The 19,827-nt window shown below is 60.4% G+C and carries 16 protein-coding genes and 2 pseudogenes; 6 read left to right on the top strand and 12 right to left on the bottom strand.

Translation table 11 applies throughout. The features are described 5' to 3' along the window. On the bottom strand, positions 1 to 1,596 hold the full coding sequence (locus PH605_RS10290) for an ABC transporter substrate-binding protein (protein ID WP_078051637.1): 1,596 nt from the start codon (positions 1,594 to 1,596) through the stop codon (positions 1 to 3). A gap of 235 nt (positions 1,597 to 1,831) precedes the next feature. Here PH605_RS10290 and PH605_RS10285 point away from each other — a divergent pair, with 235 nt between their 5' ends. Continuing rightward, positions 1,832 to 2,872 (top strand): dipeptidase, encoded by a 1,041-nt coding sequence (locus tag PH605_RS10285; protein WP_142844961.1) that lies wholly within the window; start codon positions 1,832 to 1,834, stop codon positions 2,870 to 2,872. A gap of 55 nt (positions 2,873 to 2,927) precedes the next feature. On the opposite strand, the gene PH605_RS10280 is transcribed toward PH605_RS10285, so the two are convergent. After that, positions 2,928 to 3,221 carry a hypothetical protein gene (locus PH605_RS10280; RefSeq protein ID WP_142844962.1) on the bottom strand — a complete coding sequence of 98 codons (294 nt, stop codon included), beginning with the start codon at positions 3,219 to 3,221 and terminating at the stop codon, positions 2,928 to 2,930. A gap of 274 nt (positions 3,222 to 3,495) precedes the next feature. On the opposite strand from PH605_RS10280, the gene mprF reads away from it, so the two are divergent. The 3 genes from mprF to PH605_RS10265 all read left to right on the top strand — a co-directional run bounded on the left by mprF (position 3,496) and on the right by PH605_RS10265 (position 9,028). Then, the gene (gene mprF, locus PH605_RS10275; protein ID WP_080856748.1) at positions 3,496 to 6,096 is read left to right on the top strand and encodes a bifunctional lysylphosphatidylglycerol flippase/synthetase MprF; all 2,601 of its coding nucleotides are present in this window, start codon (positions 3,496 to 3,498) and stop codon (positions 6,094 to 6,096) included. Next, positions 6,093 to 7,478, top strand: a complete 1,386-nt coding sequence (locus tag PH605_RS10270; protein ID WP_161987858.1) for a virulence factor — start codon at positions 6,093 to 6,095, stop codon at positions 7,476 to 7,478. Before mprF ends, PH605_RS10270 begins: the two co-directional genes overlap by 4 nt. Before the next feature lie 221 nt (positions 7,479 to 7,699). Continuing rightward, positions 7,700 to 9,028 (top strand): telomere resolvase, encoded by a 1,329-nt coding sequence (locus PH605_RS10265; RefSeq protein ID WP_142844963.1) that lies wholly within the window; start codon positions 7,700 to 7,702, stop codon positions 9,026 to 9,028. A gap of 99 nt (positions 9,029 to 9,127) precedes the next feature. Here the strand turns inward: PH605_RS10265 and PH605_RS10260 are convergent, their stop codons facing one another. The 7 genes from PH605_RS10260 to graD all read right to left on the bottom strand — a co-directional run bounded on the left by PH605_RS10260 (position 9,128) and on the right by graD (position 15,817). Next, positions 9,128 to 10,414, bottom strand: a complete 1,287-nt coding sequence (locus PH605_RS10260) for an MFS transporter (protein WP_161987859.1) — start codon at positions 10,412 to 10,414, stop codon at positions 9,128 to 9,130. Between the two features lie 216 nt (positions 10,415 to 10,630). Next, complete coding sequence (locus tag PH605_RS10255) at positions 10,631 to 10,969, bottom strand: YciI family protein (protein ID WP_142844964.1); 339 nt, start codon at positions 10,967 to 10,969, stop codon at positions 10,631 to 10,633. After that, the gene (gene graB / locus PH605_RS10250; protein WP_078051631.1) at positions 10,966 to 11,853 is read right to left on the bottom strand and encodes a hydroxyquinol 1,2-dioxygenase; all 888 of its coding nucleotides are present in this window, start codon (positions 11,851 to 11,853) and stop codon (positions 10,966 to 10,968) included. Before graB ends, PH605_RS10255 begins: the two co-directional genes overlap by 4 nt. A 12-nt stretch (positions 11,854 to 11,865) precedes the next feature. Then, the gene (gene graC / locus PH605_RS10245; RefSeq protein ID WP_078051630.1) at positions 11,866 to 12,921 is read right to left on the bottom strand and encodes a maleylacetate reductase; all 1,056 of its coding nucleotides are present in this window, start codon (positions 12,919 to 12,921) and stop codon (positions 11,866 to 11,868) included. Between the two features lie 3 nt (positions 12,922 to 12,924). Further along, positions 12,925 to 13,908: a gamma-resorcylate decarboxylase gene (gene tsdA / locus PH605_RS10240; RefSeq protein ID WP_078051629.1), complete on the bottom strand. Its 984-nt coding sequence runs from the start codon at positions 13,906 to 13,908 to the stop codon at positions 12,925 to 12,927. A 46-nt stretch (positions 13,909 to 13,954) separates the two neighbouring features. Continuing rightward, positions 13,955 to 15,184 carry an FADH(2)-dependent resorcinol hydroxylase oxygenase component gene (gene graA, locus PH605_RS10235; protein ID WP_078051628.1) on the bottom strand — a complete coding sequence of 410 codons (1,230 nt, stop codon included), beginning with the start codon at positions 15,182 to 15,184 and terminating at the stop codon, positions 13,955 to 13,957. A gap of 93 nt (positions 15,185 to 15,277) precedes the next feature. After that, on the bottom strand, positions 15,278 to 15,817 hold the full coding sequence (gene graD, locus PH605_RS10230) for an FADH(2)-dependent resorcinol hydroxylase reductase component (RefSeq protein ID WP_020810141.1): 540 nt from the start codon (positions 15,815 to 15,817) through the stop codon (positions 15,278 to 15,280). Between the two features lie 206 nt (positions 15,818 to 16,023). On the opposite strand from graD, the gene PH605_RS10225 reads away from it, so the two are divergent. After that, complete coding sequence (locus PH605_RS10225; protein ID WP_004433168.1) at positions 16,024 to 16,455, top strand: MarR family winged helix-turn-helix transcriptional regulator; 432 nt, start codon at positions 16,024 to 16,026, stop codon at positions 16,453 to 16,455. Positions 16,456 to 16,475: 20 nt separating this feature from the next. Here the strand turns inward: PH605_RS10225 and PH605_RS25330 are convergent. From PH605_RS25330 to PH605_RS10220, 3 genes and pseudogenes are all read right to left on the bottom strand, one after another. Continuing rightward, positions 16,476 to 16,709, bottom strand: a pseudogene (locus PH605_RS25330) (sensor histidine kinase); the annotation flags it as partial. Beyond that, a pseudogene (locus tag PH605_RS25365) lies at positions 16,669 to 16,788 on the bottom strand (DNA-binding response regulator); the annotation flags it as partial. The pseudogenes PH605_RS25365 and PH605_RS25330, both read right to left, overlap by 41 nt. A gap of 166 nt (positions 16,789 to 16,954) precedes the next feature. Beyond that, complete coding sequence (locus PH605_RS10220; protein ID WP_161987860.1) at positions 16,955 to 17,596, bottom strand: TetR/AcrR family transcriptional regulator; 642 nt, start codon at positions 17,594 to 17,596, stop codon at positions 16,955 to 16,957. A gap of 141 nt (positions 17,597 to 17,737) precedes the next feature. Here PH605_RS10220 and PH605_RS10215 point away from each other — a divergent pair, with 141 nt between their 5' ends. Continuing rightward, a complete protein-coding gene (locus tag PH605_RS10215) occupies positions 17,738 to 19,774 on the top strand; it encodes an NADH:flavin oxidoreductase (protein ID WP_142844965.1) in 2,037 nt (678 codons plus the stop codon). The last annotated feature ends 53 nt before the right edge of the window (positions 19,775 to 19,827 follow it).

Here is a 19,827-nt window from a genome sequence, read left to right as displayed (position 1 = left end):
TCACGCTTTCTTCGCATCGTGGTAGGAATTGCCCTCGGAGAGAACGCCGAGTTCGAAGCCGGAAACACCGTTGCGGAAGGCTGCCGTCTTCGTGGTCTGGAACATGAAGACGAAGGGGCTGTTTTCCATGTGCTCGCGTTGCAGGGCTTCATAAAGCTCCACGCGCTTTGCAGGATCCTTCTCGTCACGCGCGGCTTCGGCCTTGGCGGCGAAGTCGTCGTTCTTGAAGCGCGAACGCCACAGGAAGGGCTTCGACTTGGCGTCGTCGCCATTGTCCTTGTTGATGTTGAAGACATCGGCGTTGGAATGCGGATCGAAATAATCCGTGCCCCATGCGGAAAGCGCCATCTGGTGCTCACGCGCGCGCATCTTGGTGAGAACCTGACGGTTTTCCGCCGACTGCAGGCGCACCTTGATGCCGATATCGGCAAGGTTTGCCTGAATGGCCTGCGCCAGATCCGGGTAAGGCTGGGCGGAATAGTGATCCATGCTGATCTCGAAACCATCGGCAAGACCAGCTTCCGCCATCAGCGCCTTGGCCTTTTCGACGTCGCGCTGGTACGGAATGTCGTTGACGGCACCGGGGAAGCCCTTCGGCTCGAAGCTCTGGTGGATTTCGTGCGTCAGCGGCACGATGTTTTCCTGCATGCCCTTGTAGTCCAGCGCCCACTTGATGGCCTGCCAGACCTGCGGCTTGGCGAGGTTCTCATTGCCCTGGTTAAGCGAGATCAGCACCAGCGAGGCAATGGACTTGCGCTCCAGTTCGATATTCGCATCGTCCTTGACAGTGCGCAGCTGTTCCGACGTCAGGTCGCGGGCAATGTCGATATCGCCCTTCTGCAGCATCAGCAGCTGGGAAGACGGATCGGTGACGTGGCGCAGGATGATGCGCTTGATATTGCCCTTGTAAGGACCGTTCGGATTGACGGTGAGCGCAACGCTTTCGCTCGGCTTCCAGGCCTGTAGCACGAAGTCGCCGGAGCCGGCGCTGTTCTTCTGCAGCCAGCCATTGCCGAGGTCTTCGCCGGAAGCATTGGCGAGAACCGCCTTCTTTTCGACGATCGCGCCGATATTGGCGGAGAGGCAATAAAGCAGGAAGGAGATGGCGGTCGGCTTTGCCGTCGTCAGCTTCACCGTCTTGTCATCAGTGGCAACGATGGTTGTCTCGGCATTGTCGGGCGTGAAGCCGAACTGGCTGATGATGAAGGCCGGGCTCTTGTTCATCTTGATGGCGCGCTGCAACGAGAAGGCGACGTCTTCCGCCGTGACCTTGGCGCCGCTCGCGAAGGTCGCCTCGTCACCGATCGTGAAGGTGAAGACCTTGCTGTCCGCATCGGCTTCCCAGGATTTCGCGATGACCGGATCGACCTTGGTCGAATCCTCACGGTTGGCGCGCACCAGCTTCTGATACATGTTGGAGATGATTTCACCGCCGACGGCTTCGAAACCTTCATGCGGGTCAAGGCTCGTCATATTGTCCAGCTGCTGCGCAACAACCAGAATATCCTTCGGCGTCGCGGCAAAGGCCGGAATGCGCGCATAAGAAAGGAACGGAACGGCAGCGCCGGCAATCAGCAGGTTGCGTCTTGAAATCATCGAAAATCCCCTTTCGGACCTTATTTTTCGGAAAACGGTATGGGTTTGCCCCAATCCAGTCATTTTTTTTATGTTTTCCCGCGATTACCACGAGCAAACGAGGCCCGACCAATTCCAAATTTGGCAGAGCCTATGCACGGATTGCATTTGCTCCCGCCTTGACCTTTCCTCTACCAATTCAGAAAACTCGTCCGCACGCGCGTCCGCGCAATCCCATTTCCGAAGGTGAATGACCATGACCGATCAAAAAACCGTACCCGTCTTCGACGGCCACAACGACGTGCTGCTGCGGTTATGGCGATCGGGCAATGTTTCCCCCGAAACGCTTCTCATCGAAGGGGATACCATCGGCCACATCGACCTGCCCCGCGCCAAGAAAGGCGGGCTGGCCGGTGGCCTCTGCGCCGCCTATGTGCCTTCGCCCAGCATGGACAAGGACGCCAACGGCGACTACCCGACGCCGACCGAGGCGGATGCGCTGAAGGCGACACTTGCCATGGCCGGCCTTTTGTTCCGGGCCGAAAAACAATCCGCAGGCGCGCTCAAGGTCTGCCGCACGGCCGCCGATATCCGCAACGCCATGGCAGAGGGCGCTTTCGCTTCCGTCTTCCATATCGAAGGTGCGGAGGCGATCGGCGCCGATCTGGATGCGCTCCACGTTCTCTACGAAGCGGGCCTGCGCACGCTCGGGCCGGTCTGGAGCCGCCCGAACATCTTCGCTTACGGCGTTCCCTTCCGTTTCCCCTCGACGCCGGATATCGGCCCCGGCCTCTCGGATGCCGGCAAGCGGCTGATAAAGACCTGCAACGAGTTGAAGATCATGGTCGACCTGTCGCACATGAACGAGCAGGGTTTCTGGGATATTGCCGGGATTTCCGACGCGCCGCTGGTGGCTTCGCATTCCAACGCCTATGCGCTGTGCAATCACAGCCGCAACCTGACGGACCGGCAGCTTGACGCCATCCGCGACACGGGCGGCCTCGCAGGCATCAATTTCGGCGTTCTGTTCCTGCGTCAGGACGGCGTGAAAAATCCGGACACCGATCTCAACGAACTCGTCCGCCACGTGGACTATATCGTCAACCGCATCGGCATCGATCACGTCGCTCTCGGTTCGGATTTCGACGGCACCACCATTCCCGCCGCCATGAAGGACGCAGCCGACCTGCAATTGCTGGTCGAAGCCCTGCGCAAGGGTGGTTATGACGACGAGGCGCTCGCCAAAATCTGCCACGGCAACTGGATCCGTGTGCTCGAAAAAACCTGGGGCGCGTGAGGCATATTGCAATTTATCTCCGGCGCAAAGCGCCGGAGATGTGAGCGGCAGGCCCTTAAGCCTTTGCCGCTTTTTTCTTGCCGGTCGCCCGGAAAGCCAGAAGCCCGGCGACGACACCAATCAGCGCCCATTTCATCGGCAGCACATCCGCCGTCTCGCTGCGGATCGGCAACACAGTCACGGTGCCCGGACGGGATTCATAACCCATCTGCCCTTTTGCCTTGGCCTCCGCGATCTGTTGCGGCGAAACGACCCATTCGGCGCCGCGCATCTTATCCACCGCCATGTATCCGCCGCCCGCCACAAGGGCGACGACGAACGAAACGACTATTCTTGTGGGCTTGTTCATTGGCATCTCCTTCAATCGAAAGGAGCGTGTAGTCGCATCAAACGGCACCACCAAGCAACCACAACGGTCAATTTGGCGTCATTCGGAACAATCCCGTCAATCATGCATTCCATAGTTGCATTTTCCGCCCCAAACCGGTGAAATTCACGCATGATCGGCCACAAACTTCACATCGACACTTCATGCTTTTCTGCTAATCACATTTCCTCAACCTAAACGAATTAGCGACACAATCCTGTGGTTCGCCAACAGGAACTGGCGCTGGGCAAAGTAAATGGCAGACAAGAGCGAAATTACACAAACCGATGTTACGGAATCTGCGGTTGAAAGCTTTTTTGCCAGAAACCGCCCCTATCTGACAGCGATCGCCATTACGCTGGTCTTCGTGATGATGACTTTCGCCATCTATCACCTGACCTCCGAAGTCCGCTATGACGACGTCATCGATGCGCTGACACAGACCTCGGCCTCGGCGGTGCTGCTCGCCATCGTTTTCACCGCGCTAAGCTTTCTGGCGCTGATATTCTACGACGCCAATGCCATCGAATATATCGGCCGCAAGCTGCCCTTTCCGCCCATGGCGGCAACTGCGTTTGCGGCCTATGCCATTGGCAATACCGCCGGTTTCGGCCCCTTGAGCGGCGGCGCCATCCGCTTTCGCGCCTATTCCCGGCTGGGTCTTTCACCCGGTGAAATCGCCCGCGTCATCGCCTTCGTCACGCTGTCCTTCGGGCTTGGGCTGCTTTCGGTCAGCGCCATCTCCACCTTCATCGTCGCACCGCGCATCGCCGCCATCATCGGCGTCGATGCCGTTATTCTCAGGGGTGCAGCGCTTGCCATAATCGCAATTCTCGTGGCGGCCGCCTATGTCGGGCGCAACGGGCGCGCCATCCGGCTCGGCGCATGGCGGCTTCGTCTCCCGGACAGCCGGACATCGTCGCGCCAGTTCCTGGTCTCCGCTTTCGATATCGCCGCCTCCGCCTCCGTGCTTTATGTCCTGCTGCCCGACACGCATCTCGGCTGGCCGACATTTTTCGCCATCTACGCCACCGCCGTCGGCCTCGGCGTGCTCAGCCATGTGCCCGCCGGCCTTGGCGTCTTCGAAACCGTCATGGTTGCGGGACTTGGCAACGCCATCAGCGTCGATCAGCTGCTCGGAAGCCTCGTTCTCTACCGCGTGATCTATCACGTGCTGCCGCTGGTGGTGGCCATCCTGGTCATGCTCGTCTCGGAGATGAAGCAGTTCGCGGCAAAGCCTGTTGTCTCCGATATCAGCCAGCTTGCCGTCAGGCTCGCACCGCCGCTGCTGTCGACCTTCGCGATGATCCTCGGCACCATGCTGATCTTCTCGAGTGTGACGCCGACACCGGACAGCAATCTGGATTTCCTCTCCAATTTCGTACCGCTTCCCATCGTCGAGGCGGCGCATTTTCTCACGAGCATTCTCGGCCTCGTGCTTGTCGTCGCCTCGCGGGGCCTCGGGCAGCGGCTGGACGGCGCCTGGTGGATTGCGCTGGTCGCCGCCTCGCTGGCGCTGGTCCTCTCGCTCCTTAAGGCCATCGCCGTGTTCGAAGCCGCCATCCTCGGCGTCTTCATTGCGGCCCTCTCCGTCAATATGCGCAGCTTCAACCGCCATGCCTCGCTGGTGAAACAGGCGCTGGGCCCAAGCTGGCTCGCCGCCATGGCCGTCATCATTGCAGGCGCGGCGACAATCCTGCTCTTCGTTTATCGCGATACGGATTACAGCCAGACATTATGGTGGCAGTTCGAATTCTCCGAGGAAGCGCCGCGCGGATTGCGCGCCCTTCTCGGCCTTGTTCTTGCCTCCTCCACCATCGCCATCTTCAGCCTGATGCGGCCGGTGGCCTTCAGGCCGGACGCCATCAAGGCCGACGACGTCACGAGTGCGACCGGCATCGTCATGAAACAGGATGCGGCCGACGCCAATCTGGTGCGCATGGGCGACAAACACGTGATGTTCTCCGAAAGCGGCAACGCCTTCATCATGTATGGCATCCAGGGCCGCTCATGGATCGCGTTTGCCGATCCGGTCGGCGATGAGGATGATTTTCCGGATCTGGTCTGGCAATTCGTGGAAGCCGCCCGTGGCGCCGGTGCGCGCGCCGCCTTCTACCAGATTTCGCCTTTCCTCCTCTCCCATTGCGCCGATGCGGGCCTGCGCGCCTTCAAGCTCGGCGAACTGGCATTGGTCGATCTCACCGCATTCGAACTGAAGGGCGGCAAGCTCGCCAATCTTCGCCAGTCGCTGAGCCGCGGCGCGCGCGACGGATTGACCTTCGAGGTGGTCGAACAGGCGCAGGTGGCGGATATTCTGGATGAGCTGAAACAGGTCTCCGATGGCTGGCTCGCCCACCACAATACCCGGGAAAAGCGCTTCTCTCTTGGCGCTTTCGAGCCGGATTACATCCTGTCGCAACCTGTCGCCGTGCTGCGCAAGGATGGAAAGATCACCGCCTTCGCCAATCTGATGGTGACGGACACAAAAAAGGAAGCCACCGTCGACCTCATGCGTTTTTCGCCGGATGCGCCGCGCGGCTCGATGGATTTTCTCTTCGTCAGCATCATGCAATATCTGCGCGAGGCGGGCTATGAGAGCTTCAATCTCGGCATGGCCCCCATGTCCGGCATGTCGAAACGCGACGCCGCCCCCGTCTGGGACCGCATCGGCAGCACGCTGTTCGAACACGGCGAACGTTTCTACAACTTCAAGGGACTTCGCGCCTTCAAGGCGAAGTTCCACCCGAAATGGGAACCGCGTTACCTTGCCGTGCAGAACGGCGCAGACGCCGCTCTGGCGCTGATGGATGCGACGGTTCTCATCAGCGGCGGCGTCAGAGGAGTGATCGGAAAATGAGAAAACCCAGCATGCTGAAAGCGGTTCTTGCCGCCTCCGCCCTGTTCGCCTCCCCCTTGTTTGTTTCTGGCGCCGTTTTTGCGCAGGACAAGCCCGCTTACGAGACCGGCATGATCCCTTCCGAGCATATCATGGTGCCGGATGGCGAAATTCTCGCCAGCGTCTTCCTGATTTCTGATGCGGACGGATGGACGGCTGCCGATGAGACCCGCGCCAAGGCGCTGGTGGAAAAGGGCGCAGCCGTGGTCGGTATCGATTTCAAGGAATATCTGAAGGCGCTCGAGGCCGATGATGACGAGTGCATCTATATGATCTCGGACATCGAGTCGCTCTCGCAGCAGATCCAGCGCACCGCCGGCACGAGCAGCTATCGCCAGCCCATCCTCACCGGCATCGGCAAGGGCGGAACGCTGGCGCTGGCGATGATTGCGCAGAGCCCCGTCTCCACCGTCCGGGAAGCCATCGCCGTCGACCCCAAGGCCGGCCTGCCGCTTGAGAAAATCCTCTGCACCCCCGCAACCAAGGACAAGGCGGATGGCGAAACGGTCTATGGCCTGACCGACGGGCCGCTGCCCGCCCCCGTCAGCGTGTTGTTCACGCCTGCCGCGGATCAGAAGGGCCGCGACCACGTCAACGCGCTCGTCAAGCTGCATCCCGATATCGACGTGACGGATGTGGATGACAAGGCGGACGAGGTTTTGACCCAGACCCTGTCCGACCAGATCGACGCCGCAGGCGACACCGACAGCCCGCTCGGCCTGCCGATCAAGGTTCTGGAAACCAGCCCGGTGATGGACACCATGGCGGTGATCTATTCCGGCGACGGCGGCTGGCGCGATCTCGACGAGGAAGTGGGCGGCGCCTTCCAGAAGGAAGGCATACCCGTCATCGGCGTCGATTCGCTCCGCTATTTCTGGAAGGAAAAGAAACCGCAGGAGGTCGCCACAGATCTCGGCCGCATCATCGACACCTATCGCAAGGAATGGAAAGTCCGCAATGTGGTGTTGATCGGCTATTCCTTCGGTGCCGATATTCTTCCCGCCACCTATAATCTGCTGCCGGACCGCGACAAGTCGCATGTCGTGCAACTGACCCTGATGGGACTTTCGACCGAAGTGGATTTCGAGATTTCCGTCGAAGGCTGGCTTGGCGTTGCCGGTGAAGGCAAGGGCGGCAAGACGGTGGATGACATCGCCAAGATTGATCCGAAGCTGGTGCAATGCATCTATGGCACGGAAGAAGAAGATGAAGACCCCTGCCCCGGCCTGAAAGCCAAGGGCGTGGAAGCAGTCGGCATCGAGGGCGGTCACCATTTTGACGAGGACTATGAGGGACTGGCCAAGCGTATCGTGACGTCGCTGAAGACCCGGCTTCCGAAATAACCTGCATCCCCATCGGCCGAAATCCCGCGTCTAGGATGATCTTCGGCGGCGAATGCATCGCCGATGCTTCTTCGCGTCGCGGCCGTGCTTGCGGAATCGCTTAAACTATTATTCAAAAGAAACCGGCCTGCAGTGGATGTTCATCACATTTCCGCAACCGTGCTGCTGTTGATCGCCAACCATGGATTTTATATTTCCGGACGGGTTCAGGGAGCCGCCGCATGCCCGCTTCAAAGCGAAAGACGAAAACACCAGTCCTCGTGGAACGCATCGATCATTTCGTCGGCCAGGTCAAAGAGGCGATGAAGAGCGATGACACGCTCCGCAACAGAAAAATCCGCGATCTGTGGGATGCCGAGGTCCGCTACCATTTCGACAATGGCCGCACCGAAAAGACGCTCGAACTCTACATCATGAAATATCGCAATGCGCTGAAGGCCGAGTTCGGCGCAAAGAGCACACCGCTTGCCATCTGCAACATGAAAAAGCTGCGCGAGCGGCTGAACACCTATATTGCGCGCGCCGACTATACGAAAACCGGCGTGGCGACCTCCATCGTCGAAAAAATCGAGCGGGCGGAGTTCAATACCGCCGGTCGCAAGCCGACCGTTCTGCTGCGCATCGCGGATTTCATTTCGGCGATGAACGGCATGGGAACAAAAGAAGAGATGCAGTCCCTGTGGAATGCTGAAATCAGCACCATGAAGGGCAGAGCCCAGACAACGATCATCTCCTACATCACCAAATATCGCAACGCCATCCGCGAGGCCTTCGGCGACGACCACCCGATGCTGAAGATCGCCACCGGCGATGCCGCGATGTATGACGATGCACGCCGGGTGAAGATGGAGAAGATCGCCAGAAAGCACGGCGCGCTGATCACCTTCGAGAATTATCGGCAGGTTCTGAAGATTTGCGCCGATAAGCTCCTGTCCGCCGATCCCCTGATGATCGGCATCGGCCTGATCGGCATGACGGGACGCCGCCCCTACGAGGTCTTCACCCAGGCCGAATTTTCACCTGCCCCCTATGGCAAGGGCGTCTCCAAATGGAGCCTCCTGTTCAACGGCCAGGCCAAGACGAAACAGGGCGAAGGAACGAAATTCGGGATTACCTATGAAATCCCGGTGCTTGCCCGCTCGGAAACGATTCTGGCCGCCTATAGGCGCCTGCGCGAAAGCGGGCAGGGAAAATTGTGGCATGGCATGTCGATCGACGATTTTTCGTCGGAAACCCGCCTGCTGCTCCGGGACACGGTTTTTAACCTGTTCGAGGATCTCTGGCCGAAGGAAGAGCTGCCAAAGCCCTATGGCCTCCGGCACCTCTATGCCGAGGTAGCCTTTCACAATTTCGCGCCGCCGCATGTGACCAAGAACAGCTACTTCGCCGCCATTCTCGGACATAACAACAACGACCTCGAAACGTCGCTGTCCTATATGACCTATACACTGCCGGAAGATCGCGACGATGCGCTGGCGCGGGCCAAACGCATCAACGAACGGACGTTGCAGCAGATGGCGACAATAGCGCCGGTGTCCCGCAAGGCATGATGCGTTAACGTCATTTTCCGGGCGTAAAACCGCTCGGCAGCTTTGCCGGAAATGCTCCGGCCGCGGATTTGGGTTCTCCGCGGCCAGCCGTTTCATTCATCAAACCCGCGCGTCACCGGAGGTGCGGTAAAGCAGGGTCAATACCGTCAGCATCAGCCCCACAAGTGCGACCGAGCCGAAAATGTAGAAATTCCATTCGGGCGCCAGACCCCGCTGCAGCACGAGGCCGCCGATCATCGGACCGGCAATGCCGCCGAGCCGCCCGACCGCCAGCGAAAAACCGAGACCCGTGCCGCGAATATGAACGGGGTAGAGCCGTCCCACCAGAACATTGGCGAGAATCTGGGTGCCGATGGTGCCCGCACCCGCAAGAGCGACGAAGGCATAAAGAAGCGGACCCTTGTTCACCGTCAGGGCGAAGATCGAGGCGGCGCCGATGGCAAACAGGATCGCCACGACCACCTTGACATTGCCCTTATCCGCAAACCGACCGCCGATGAGGATGCCGATCGCGGCCCCGACATTGAGCATGACGGAAAAGCTGAGCGCCGAGCTGATATCATAACCCATCTTGTTCATGATGGTGGGCAGCCAGTTGACCATGCCGAAGGTGAGAAGCAGCGAGCAGAAGTGGATGCCCCAGGCATTCAGCGTCGAGAGCAACCGACCTTCCGAGAACAGCGCGCCGACACCACCCTTTTGAATTTTCGCATGCGGCACGATGCGTTGCAGACCGTAGCTGTCGCAAATGCCGTCGGCCTCCGCCTGCCGGCCCTTGCTTGCCAGCCATTCGGGCGATTCCGGCAGGAAACGCATGAAGATCGGCAGAAGAATAAGCGGCAGGCCGCCGATCAGCATCAAGGGCCGCCAGCCATAGGTCTCCAGAAGGAGAATGCCCATGACGCCGGAAATGATGCCGCCGACAAGATAACCGAGGAAAGACAGGGAATTGGCCTGCGCCCTGCGATGCGGCGGCGAAAATTCCAGCACCAGCGCGGTGACTGTCGGCAACAGCGCGCCAAGCCCGAGACCGGCGAAGAAGCGCGTGATTTCGAAGGCGAGAAAATTCGGCGTCATGGCCGAGGCGATCATCATCGCCGAAAAGCCGGCGAGGCTGAGAAGAACCACTTTGCGGCGACCGATGCGGTCGGCCATGGTGCCGGCAAAAAGCGCGCCCAGCAGCATGCCTACCAGCGTCAGCGCGGCGGCGCGCCCGACCATGGCCGGATTGAGCGCCCATGCTCCTTCTTTCAAGAGTGCCGGTGCGACGGCGCCGTAAACGACGAGATCGTAACCGTCAAACATGATCATCAGGCCGCATGTCGCGATAACGCCGGCCGGGTTCTTCGTCCGCGCTGACGCGGCGCTCAGATAATTCGTGGACATGTTCCTCCCTTTCACGCATGAACGCGCCATCCGGTATGGATAAGCGTCTCCCGTTCCTGCGATATCCTCCGTGAGTGCCCGGCGTGCTCCACACTGATATGTGCCCTGCTCCTGTCAAGCACATATCGCCAGCATCCCGCCTTCGATTAAATGTTGCATTTGCAAAAATTGCAAATGAAATATTAACAAATGCCAGGCGCACCGCGCCGACGAAATTCAGCCAGGCTCCAGCCCGGAAATCGTCGACAACGTCGGCGTCCAGCTCAAAATATGAATGCGGTTATAAACACCGTGAATGACGAATGGGTCGGCATCGCTGAAGGCGATGACGTCTTCGATCGAGAGCGCCTGCGCAATAATGAGGGCGGCGGATGGGCCATCGGCAACCGCGCTCATCGGGCCGGAGACAAGAATCTTGAACCCTTCCGCCATCGCCTCGCCATTGCGCAGATGGGCCTTGTGAGCCTCTATCTGCGCCGCCCGTTGCGCAGCCGCAGCGGGATCGCTTTCGGCAAAACGCACGTAAAGCCGTGTTCGGTCGCTGCCGCCGCTCATCGGGCGAGCACGAAATCGTGGTTCACCGACCAGAACCAGTCGCCGATGAAACCCAGGTCCCGCGCCTTCTGCGCATCATCCACCCGCTGGAAATCGGCGAGCAGACTTTCTTTTACGCCGAAGACCGCATCCGAACGGATATAGGGATCGTCGGGATCGAAGATATGGGTGACGAGCGTGGCGAAGCCTTCGGCCGAAACGATATAGTGCAGATGCGCTGGCCGGTAGGGATGCCGCCCCATGGCGCGCAGCAGCTGCCCGACCGGACCGTCATCCGGGATCGGATAATATTTCGGCTTGGCGGCCCGGAACCAGTAGCGCCCGTCCTCGCCGGTGATGAAGACGCCGCGCAGGTTGAAATCGGGCTGGATGCCCTTCTGCTGCACGTCATAAAAACCTTCGTCATTGGCCTGCCAGACATCGATGCGCGCGCCGGCGACCGGCGCTCCCTCGGTATCGAGGATGCGTCCGGTGACCACCATATCCTCGCCCTTGCCATCGAGGCAGATATTCGCACCCATCGGCATTTCCGGCGCATCCGCGACATGGAAGGGGCCGAGAACGGTCGATTCCGACGCGCCGCTTGGCTTGCGATGGTTGATGGCGTCGACCAGCATGGAGACGCCGAGAATATCGGAAAACAGGATCCATTCCTGCCGCCATTCATTGCAGATCTGGCCGACCTCGGTGAGGAAATGAATGGCTTTCATCCACTCCTCCTCGGTCGGTTCGATTTCCTTCACCGCCTCATGCAGCTTGCGCGTCACCACCGCCATGATTTCCTTCAGACGCGGATCGTCACAGTCGCGCATCCGCGCAATCACGGTTTCAGCCGAACGTTCCTCGACGAAATAGCCGTCATCATTGCTTATCTTCATATCCATCGTCTCCTCCCATCACTCCGGCCGCGCGCCCTCGAAGGCGCGTTGCAAAAGGTCGCGGATCGCAGTTTTTTCGATTGGCCGCGGGCACCAGTAAGGATTGGCCGTTGCAAGCTCCGCCATGCGGTCGAGATCGTCCGACCGGACCCCGAGAGCGGCAAGGCTCGAGGGCGCGCCAAGCCGGGCGGCAAAATCATAGAGCCCCGTCCCTGCCCTGCCGCCCACTAGAGAAGCAAGCGGCGCAAGCAGATCCGGCACCGCCTGTTCCACATAGGCGATGGTATGCGGCAGAAGCACCGCATGGGTTTCCGCGTGCGGCAGATCGAGACTGCCGCCCAGCGTGTGGCAAAGCTTGTGATGCAGCGACATGCCGACGGCGCCAAGCACCGTGCCGCACAGCCACGCACCATAAAGCGCGGTCTCGCGCGCCTTGACATCCTGCGGCGCAGCCTTCACGCCGGGAAGCGCCTCGATCATCGCCCGCAATCCCTCAACCGCCATCAGGCTGGCGATTGGATTGCGGTCCTGCGCGTAAAGCGCCTCCGCCGCGTGCGCCATGGCGTTCAGCCCGCTCGTCATGCTGATGGCGACCGGCAATCCAAGCGTCAGTTCCGCATCGTAAATCACCACTTCCGGCAGGATTTCAGGCCCGCGTATGGTGGTCTTCACACCGTTTTCCGTCTGGCCGAGAATGGGCGTCACCTCGGAGCCGGCATAGGTGGTCGGGATGACGATCTGCGCCGCATCGGTGCGCAGCGCAATGGCCTTGCCGAGACCGGTGGTGGAGCCGCCGCCGAGCGCTACAATGCAATCCGCTCCGGTGGTGCGATAGGCTTCGACCGCGTTTCTCGTCACCTCAACCGGCGTATGCATGGCCGCATCGGAGAAGACACCCACGGCAAGCCGGCCAAGCCGGGCGGCAAGCGCCTCCGCGTCGCCCTTCTGCTGCGGCGTGGAAAGCACCAGCGCCTGCGACAGGCCAAGGCGGCGGATTTCCTCTGCCACGCCCGCCGAGCTGCCCGCGCCGAAGACGATGCGGGCGGGCGCGGCCATATAGACGAACGGCTGCATGGTTCAACGCCCGTCGAGCTTGAACAGGCGGCGCGCATTGCTGCGGCCGATCTTCACCCGGTCCGCCTCGGCGATGGTCGTCGCGTTGAACCAGTCGGAGGCGTGGTCGATATTCTCGAAGGGCCAGTCCGTGGAAAACAGGATGCGATCCGCACCGATTTCCAGAATCGCGTCGATCAGCGTCTGGGTGCGGAAATTGCCCGAGGTGGTGATGTGGAAATTCTCGTTGAAATAATCCACGAAACGGCGCTTGGCCGGATAACGCGGCGGCAGCTTCACCCAGGCATTGCGGTGGTCGATGCGCCACATCATGTAGGGCAGGCCCTCGCCCATATGCCCGAGGATGATGTTGAGCCGCGGATGTTCGTCGAACAGGCCGGACGCCATCAGGCGCAACGCGTGCACGGCCGTTTCCTGCGCGAAAGCCCAGGTGGGGCCAAGCAGCCAGGGATGGCCGTCATAGATGCGCGAATCCTGCGGCAGCGGGTTGCGCGGATGCAGGTAGAAGGGCACATCGAGCTTTTCCACCTCGCCCCAGAATGGGCGATATTGCGGCAGGTCGTAATAAAGCGGCGTCTGGCCATCGCCCTCCTGGCTGAAACCATTGACGAGCGCGCCGACGAAACCGAGATCGTTGACGCAGCGCTGAAGCTCCTGCGTCGCCGCGTCAGGGTCCTGCAATGGCAGGGCTGCGAAGGCGAGGAAACGATCCGGCCGCCTGGCGCATTCTTCGGCGAGGACGTCGTTCGCTCGCCGCGCGATCTCGATCGCCTTCTTCCTGTCGGGAATGGCCTGCACCGCCGGCGCGTTCAGCGACAGGATCATGGTTTCGATGCCATGCGCATCCATCAGCTTCAGGCGCGTATCCTGAATGTCGAGCAGGCGGTGCTGCAGTTCCTTCCAGTAATCGCCGGGCACGAACCCGGCCGAATCCTGAAGCGTTTCCGGGATTGCGAAATGCTCCTCGAGAGCGACCTTGCCTTGCATGTGGTTTCCTCCGAATTCACTCTATGATTTGCCGCCCGAGAGGCGATCAATATTGGCCCTTGGGTTCCAGCCCGAGCATGCTCTGGCCGATCATGGTGCCCACGGCGTCCCAGTTCATGCTGATATGGCGGCCGACCGCGTTCGCATCCCGCCAAGCCCGCTGCACCGGGTTGGAAAGATCGAGCCCGACGCCGCCGGTGGAATCGTTGAGCGCCTGCACGGCGCGCAGGGCGAGAGACACCGCAAAGGACTGGCCGCGACGGCTGAGAAGACGGTCATCCACCGTAAATTCCGCCCGGCCTTCGATCCTTGCCTGCGAGAGCGCCTGTGCGCGGGCAACATCGCGCAGCAATATTTCGCAAGCCGCATCGACGCTCGCCGCTGCTTCCGCAACGCGCAGCTGGATGGTCGGAAATTCGGCCATGCGATTATTGCCGCCCGCCACCGCACCGCGCGTCACCCGGCCGCCGACATGATCGACGTAAGCCGCAAGCGCACCCCTGGCCGCGCCGACGCCGGCCGCCGCGAGACAGGAGGGAATGCCGGTCAGAAGCGGCATGTTGAACAGGCCTTCCTCGGCATAATATTTTCCACCGGGCGTCTTTCCGCTGGTGGCGTCCGGAAAGGTCAGAACCCGATGTCCGGGAACGAAGACATCGTCGAGAACGAGCGTCTTGGAACCCGTGCCGGCCAGCCCCACCACATGCCAGGTATCTTCAATGGTATATTCGCTCGCGGGAACGAGCAGGAAGGCCGGAACCGGCTTGCCCTCGCCCTGCGGCGGCAGAATGGCGGCGCAGAGAGACCATTGCGCATTCTCGCAGCCCGAGGCGAAAGCCCATTTGCCGCTGAGGCGGTAACCGCCATCCGCGAGCTCCGCCATCTTCACCGGCGCATAGGAGCCGCATAGCAGTGCATCGGGGTTTTCACCCCAGACATCGGTCTGCGCCTCTTCCGGAAACATCGCCAGCAGCCATTGATGGGCCGACAGCAGGCCAGCGACCCAGCCGGTCGACGCACAGGCGGCCGAAAGCTCGATATTGGCCTCGACGAGCTCGGCGAAGTCACCGCCCTTGCCGCCGAAGGCGCGGGGTTTGACGATATCGAAATAACCGATTCCACGAAGCGCCTCGATGTGGCTGGCAGGAACGCGCCGGGCCTCCTCCGTCTGCCGGGCGCTCGCCCGGAAAAGATCGGCTATGCCGGTAACGCGGCTTGCGAGGCGGGCACGCGGGTTCGTTTGCGCCGGCAGCGGCGCATGGCTCATATCGTTCATGATTGTCTCCTTGCGGACTTTACTGGCCGGACTTTACCGGCCGGATGTTGCTGGCCGGAGGTTATCCCGCCGGGATTATCTGGGCGGCGATGATCAGGCGGGCAGGCTCGCGGGGCTTGCGGCGCAATATTGGGCGTTTTCGTAAAGCAACGGCCGTGTCGTCTCGCTGACATCGGCCGAGACAACCTGCCCGATGAAGACGGTATGGGTTCCGTAAGGCATGGCCGCGACCCGGCGGCAGGCGATGGCGGCATGGGCCGTGGGCAGATAGAGAACGCCATTGTCGTGGCGCTGCCATTGACCGTCGCGAAAACGCTCTTCCGGCGACACCTTGCCGCTAAAGGCATCCGACAGGGCAATCTGATCCTGCGTCAGCACATTGACGATGAAATCGGGTCGGCACAGCAGCAGTTCATGCAGCAGGGTGCGATTGTTCAGGCAAACCAGCAGGGACGGCGGCTCCATCGAGACCGAAGTGACGGCCGTGACCGTCATGCCGTGATCGCGCTGATCACCCGAAGCACAGGCCGTGATAACCGTCACAGTCGCCGGAAAACGACGCATTGTTGAACGGAAATTCTGACCGACGCCTTCAGGCGCAAGGCTACTCAGGCCAAACAATGCTGATGTCATGAGATCCTCCCAAATCCTGCATTTTTATTTATTTGCGTTTGCAACGTTTGTCAATGCAAATGTTGTTTGTCATTTTTTGTGCAGGGGAGAACGCCGCATTCCCCCGTCTTATGGGGCGAAGCTATTGAAACGGATGGATTGTGCCGGTACAGCCGATAGGCGCACATCAGCATCTGCGCAGATGGTTCTCAAACGGGGATTTGCTCGTGTCCTATCAATTCACCGATTCGGTACCCTACCTGCTCAACTGGGTGGGCGTTCGGCTTGGCGAGCGCTTTTCGGTAAGACTGGCCTCCTATGACATCACCCTGCCGATGTATCGCGTGCTGGCGACGCTGCGGCAGCAGGAGAGCAAGACGCTGACCGAGCTTTCAGACATGGTATCGGTGGAGATTTCCACGCTGTCCCGGCTTGTGGGGCTGATGGTCCGGCGTAACCTCGTCAGCCGCGAACGGCCGCTCGACAATGCGCGCATCGTGCGCATCACCCTCACCCCGAAGGGCGAGGAACTGGCCGACGAACTCATGCCCATCGCCGCCATGTTCGAAAAAACCGCAATCGAAGGCCTCGACCCGGCCGAAGTGAAACTCTTCAAAAGCATACTGCGCCATATCGGCCGCAACATTGCCGGCCTCTGATACCGATAGCCGGCGAACTAGCGCCCGGCGGCTGTATCGCGGTTTTCAACGGTGGCGCGTAGCGTTCCGGCCACCTCCAGACGCGCACGGTCAAAACTTCGGGGAAATACCGCCGACAGGGCACGCCCCGGGACAGCGCCATATTGCAATACGATGTCATTGGCTTCGCGCACCACAAACCAGAGATTCGGATAGCGCCGTTTAAGTTCCGTCAGCTCCGGCGTCGCCGGAAGTTGCGGCCTGCCCTGTCCATCCTAGCACATCGCGCCGGCGCAGGGCTTCAAGAAGCGCGCGCGCCATTTCGGGTTCATCCTCAAGAAGCAAGATTCGCAATGACTTCCCCCGGAAATGGATTCTTGCCATCCCCACCACTGGTCGAGAAATGTTGCAGCTACATTGCAGGAGGGCGGGCAGACAATTCGACTTCTACCACCTTACAGCAACAGCAGATAAGCCGACGGCATTGCGTGCGTTGTACGCTGACGTCACTCCGGAAATCTCACAGTTGCGCCGTTGCAGACCTGTACCCGTGTCTCGCATAAAACCGGTCAAGCTCACGCTGCTGCGGCATCTCACCGGTATAGATGGCGATATAGTCGGGAATCCTCTGCATCCGCACCGCAACAGCTTCCTCGGACTGCATGGAAATGTAGCCAATCTGCACCAGATAGGTGGTCCGGGCACGCACATCCGCCGTGTTTTCATTGTGGCCGAACCGCACGAACATGCGTGCAAGCGCCGTCATTCTCATCTCGTCGGCCTTGCGAACCTCCGCAAGAATCTCGTCGGACTGAAGGGCCCAGCTTCGAACGGCGAATTCAAATCTGCTGTCGAAAAGCGCGGGATCCAGCCAGCAGTCGAAAACATTCAGCATGGCTTCGGCCAGCGTCTCGGCATAGGCTTCGGATTGCCGGACGATGCTTCCGGTATTTTTTTCCCGCCAGCGGGCGACAAGCGCGGCCAGCAATTCCTCCCGGTCCTTGAAGAACCAGTAGAAGCTCGTGCGCGACAGATTTAGCTTTTTCGCCAAAGGCAGGATTTTGACGGAATCCACCCCCGATTCCAGCAAAGCCTGATAGGCGGCCTCAAGCCACCCCTCCTGCGATCCACGCCAGCCGGTGTCGTTCAATGTCGCTTCCATGACGCGTTCGTAGCAAATCGGTCTCTTCGCGACAAGCGGGATGTACACTCATGTCAAAAGGAAAGACAATTGTGTTTTTTAAATTGACACAAGTGTACATTCCCGCTTAGCCTTGAGACAGAAACCCTTTTGGAGCAGGCTATGTCGAGCGATCCCCTTCTTCAGCCTTACCAGCTAAAACACCTCACACTGCGCAACCGCATCATCGTCACCTCGCACGAACCCGCCTATCCCGAGGACGGCATGCCGAAGGGGCGTTACCGCGCCTACACGGTGGAGCGGGCAAAGGGCGGCGTTGCGCTCACAATGACGGCCGGCTCCGCCGCTGTCTCCAGGGACAGCCCGCCCGTCTTCAACAACCTGCTCGCCTACAAGGATGAAATCGTCCCGTGGATCCGGGAAATGACCGACGCCGTGCATGAAGAGGGTGCGGCTATCATGATCCAGCTCACGCATCTCGGCCGCCGCACCCGCTGGGACAAGGGCGACTGGCTGCCGATCCTTGCGCCATCCCATCACCGCGAAGCGGCGCATCGGGCTTTTCCCAAGAAGATCGAGGACTGGGATATCGAGCGCATCATCAAGGACTTCGCCGACGCCGCCGAACGCATGAAGGCGGGCGGAATGGACGGGGTGGAGCTGGAAGCCTATGGCCATCTGATCGACCAGTTCGTCTCGCCGCTGACCAACGAACTGGACGGCCCCTATGGCGGCCCGCTTGAAAACCGCATGCGTTTCTGTCTCGACGTTTTCAGGGCGATGCGCGAACGCGTGGGCGACGATTTCATCCTCGGTGTCCGCTATACCGCCGACGAATGTCTTGAGGGCGGCACCGGGAAGGCAGAAGGCATCGAAATCGCCAGACGCCTGAAGGACAGCGGCCTGATCGATTATCTCAATGTCATCAGGGGTCATATCGACACCGACCCGGGCCTGACCGACGTCATCCCCATTCAGGGCATGGCCAATGCACCGCATCTCGATTTCGCCGGTGAAATCCGCGCCGTGACCAGTTTCCCGACATTCCACGCCGCCAAGATCCCCGATGTCGCCACCGCGCGCCACGCCATCGCCGCCGGCAAGGTGGACATGGTGGGCATGACCCGCGCCCACATGACCGATCCGCATATCGTGCGCAAGATCATGGAAAAACGCGAGGAAGATATTCGCCCCTGCGTGGGCGCCAATTATTGTCTCGACCGTATCTATCAGGGCGGTCTCGCCTTCTGCATTCACAATGCGGCAACGGGTCGTGAGGAAACCATGCCGCACGAGATACCCAAGGCGGCGGAACGCCGGAAGGTGGTGATCGTCGGCGCCGGACCGGCCGGGCTCGAGGCCGCGCGCGTCTGTGCCGAACGCGGCCATGAGGTCGTCGTGTTCGAGGCCGCCAACAATCCCGGCGGCCAGATCCGGCTGACGGCGCAAAGCGAACGCCGCCGTGAGATGATCGGCATCATCGACTGGCGCATGAGCCAGTGCGAGAGACTGGGCGTTACCTTTCACTTCAACAACTGGGCCGAAGCGGACACGGTTCTTTCGGAGAACCCTGACGTGGTCATCATCGCCACCGGCGGCTTGCCGCATACCGATGTACTTTCCAGCGGCAACGATCTCGTCGTCTCGGCATGGGATATCATTTCAGGAGACGTCAAGCCGGGAACGAATGTACTGGTTTTCGACGATGCCGGCGATCATGCCGGTCTGCAAGCCGCCGAATTCCTTGCAAAAGCGGGGGCGAAGGTGGAGATCATGACGCCCGACCGCGCCTTCGCCCCGGAAGTCATGGCCATGAACCTCGTTCCCTATATGCGCTCGCTGCAGAAACACGATGTGACTTTCACCGTTACCTACCGGCTGGAAGCAGCGGAAAGAAACGGCAACCAGCTCATTGCCCATGTCGGCAGCGATTATGGCGGCGTGGCCAAAGCGAGAACCGTCGATCAGATCGTCGTCAACCACGGCACGATCCCGCTGGACGACCTTTATTTCGAACTCAAACCCGGTTCGAAAAACCTCGGGGAAATCTCCTACGACGCCCTGCTTGCGGGAGCCGCCCAAGCGGTCGAGCGCAACCCGGAAGGCGCCTACCGGCTCTTCCGGATCGGCGATGCGGTCGCCGCACGCAATACCCATGCGGCGATCTACGATGCGCTTCGTCTGGCAAAGGATATTTGAGACCCGCCTTCCCGACAGACAGAGGCAGAACAAATCTGCCTCTGTCTCGATGT

The sequence above is a fragment of the Agrobacterium sp. CFBP 3001 genome (genome assembly GCF_027871605.1).
Classification (GTDB): Bacteria; Pseudomonadota; Alphaproteobacteria; order Rhizobiales; family Rhizobiaceae; genus Agrobacterium; species Agrobacterium leguminum.
Note: the sequence above shows the minus strand (reverse complement) of the source record. Positions and strands in the feature narration are given on the sequence as shown.

Bases quoted from the DNA above. Each gene is read 5' to 3' on its own strand.
- PH605_RS10290 (WP_078051637.1), bottom strand. From the start codon at position 1,596: ATGATTTCAAGACGCAACCTGCTGATTGCCGGCGCTGCCGTTCCGTTC.
- PH605_RS10285 (WP_142844961.1), top strand. From the start codon at position 1,832: ATGACCGATCAAAAAACCGTACCCGTCTTCGACGGCCACAACGACGTG.
- PH605_RS10280 (WP_142844962.1), bottom strand. From the start codon at position 3,221: ATGAACAAGCCCACAAGAATAGTCGTTTCGTTCGTCGTCGCCCTTGTG.
- mprF (WP_080856748.1), top strand. From the start codon at position 3,496: ATGGCAGACAAGAGCGAAATTACACAAACCGATGTTACGGAATCTGCG.
- PH605_RS10270 (WP_161987858.1), top strand. From the start codon at position 6,093: ATGAGAAAACCCAGCATGCTGAAAGCGGTTCTTGCCGCCTCCGCCCTG.
- PH605_RS10265 (WP_142844963.1), top strand. From the start codon at position 7,700: ATGCCCGCTTCAAAGCGAAAGACGAAAACACCAGTCCTCGTGGAACGC.
- PH605_RS10260 (WP_161987859.1), bottom strand. From the start codon at position 10,414: ATGTCCACGAATTATCTGAGCGCCGCGTCAGCGCGGACGAAGAACCCG.
- PH605_RS10255 (WP_142844964.1), bottom strand. From the start codon at position 10,969: ATGAGCGGCGGCAGCGACCGAACACGGCTTTACGTGCGTTTTGCCGAA.
- graB (WP_078051631.1), bottom strand. From the start codon at position 11,853: ATGGATATGAAGATAAGCAATGATGACGGCTATTTCGTCGAGGAACGT.
- graC (WP_078051630.1), bottom strand. From the start codon at position 12,921: ATGCAGCCGTTCGTCTATATGGCCGCGCCCGCCCGCATCGTCTTCGGC.
- tsdA (WP_078051629.1), bottom strand. From the start codon at position 13,908: ATGCAAGGCAAGGTCGCTCTCGAGGAGCATTTCGCAATCCCGGAAACG.
- graA (WP_078051628.1), bottom strand. From the start codon at position 15,184: ATGAACGATATGAGCCATGCGCCGCTGCCGGCGCAAACGAACCCGCGT.
- graD (WP_020810141.1), bottom strand. From the start codon at position 15,817: ATGACATCAGCATTGTTTGGCCTGAGTAGCCTTGCGCCTGAAGGCGTC.
- PH605_RS10220 (WP_161987860.1), bottom strand. From the start codon at position 17,596: ATGGAAGCGACATTGAACGACACCGGCTGGCGTGGATCGCAGGAGGGG.
- PH605_RS10215 (WP_142844965.1), top strand. From the start codon at position 17,738: ATGTCGAGCGATCCCCTTCTTCAGCCTTACCAGCTAAAACACCTCACA.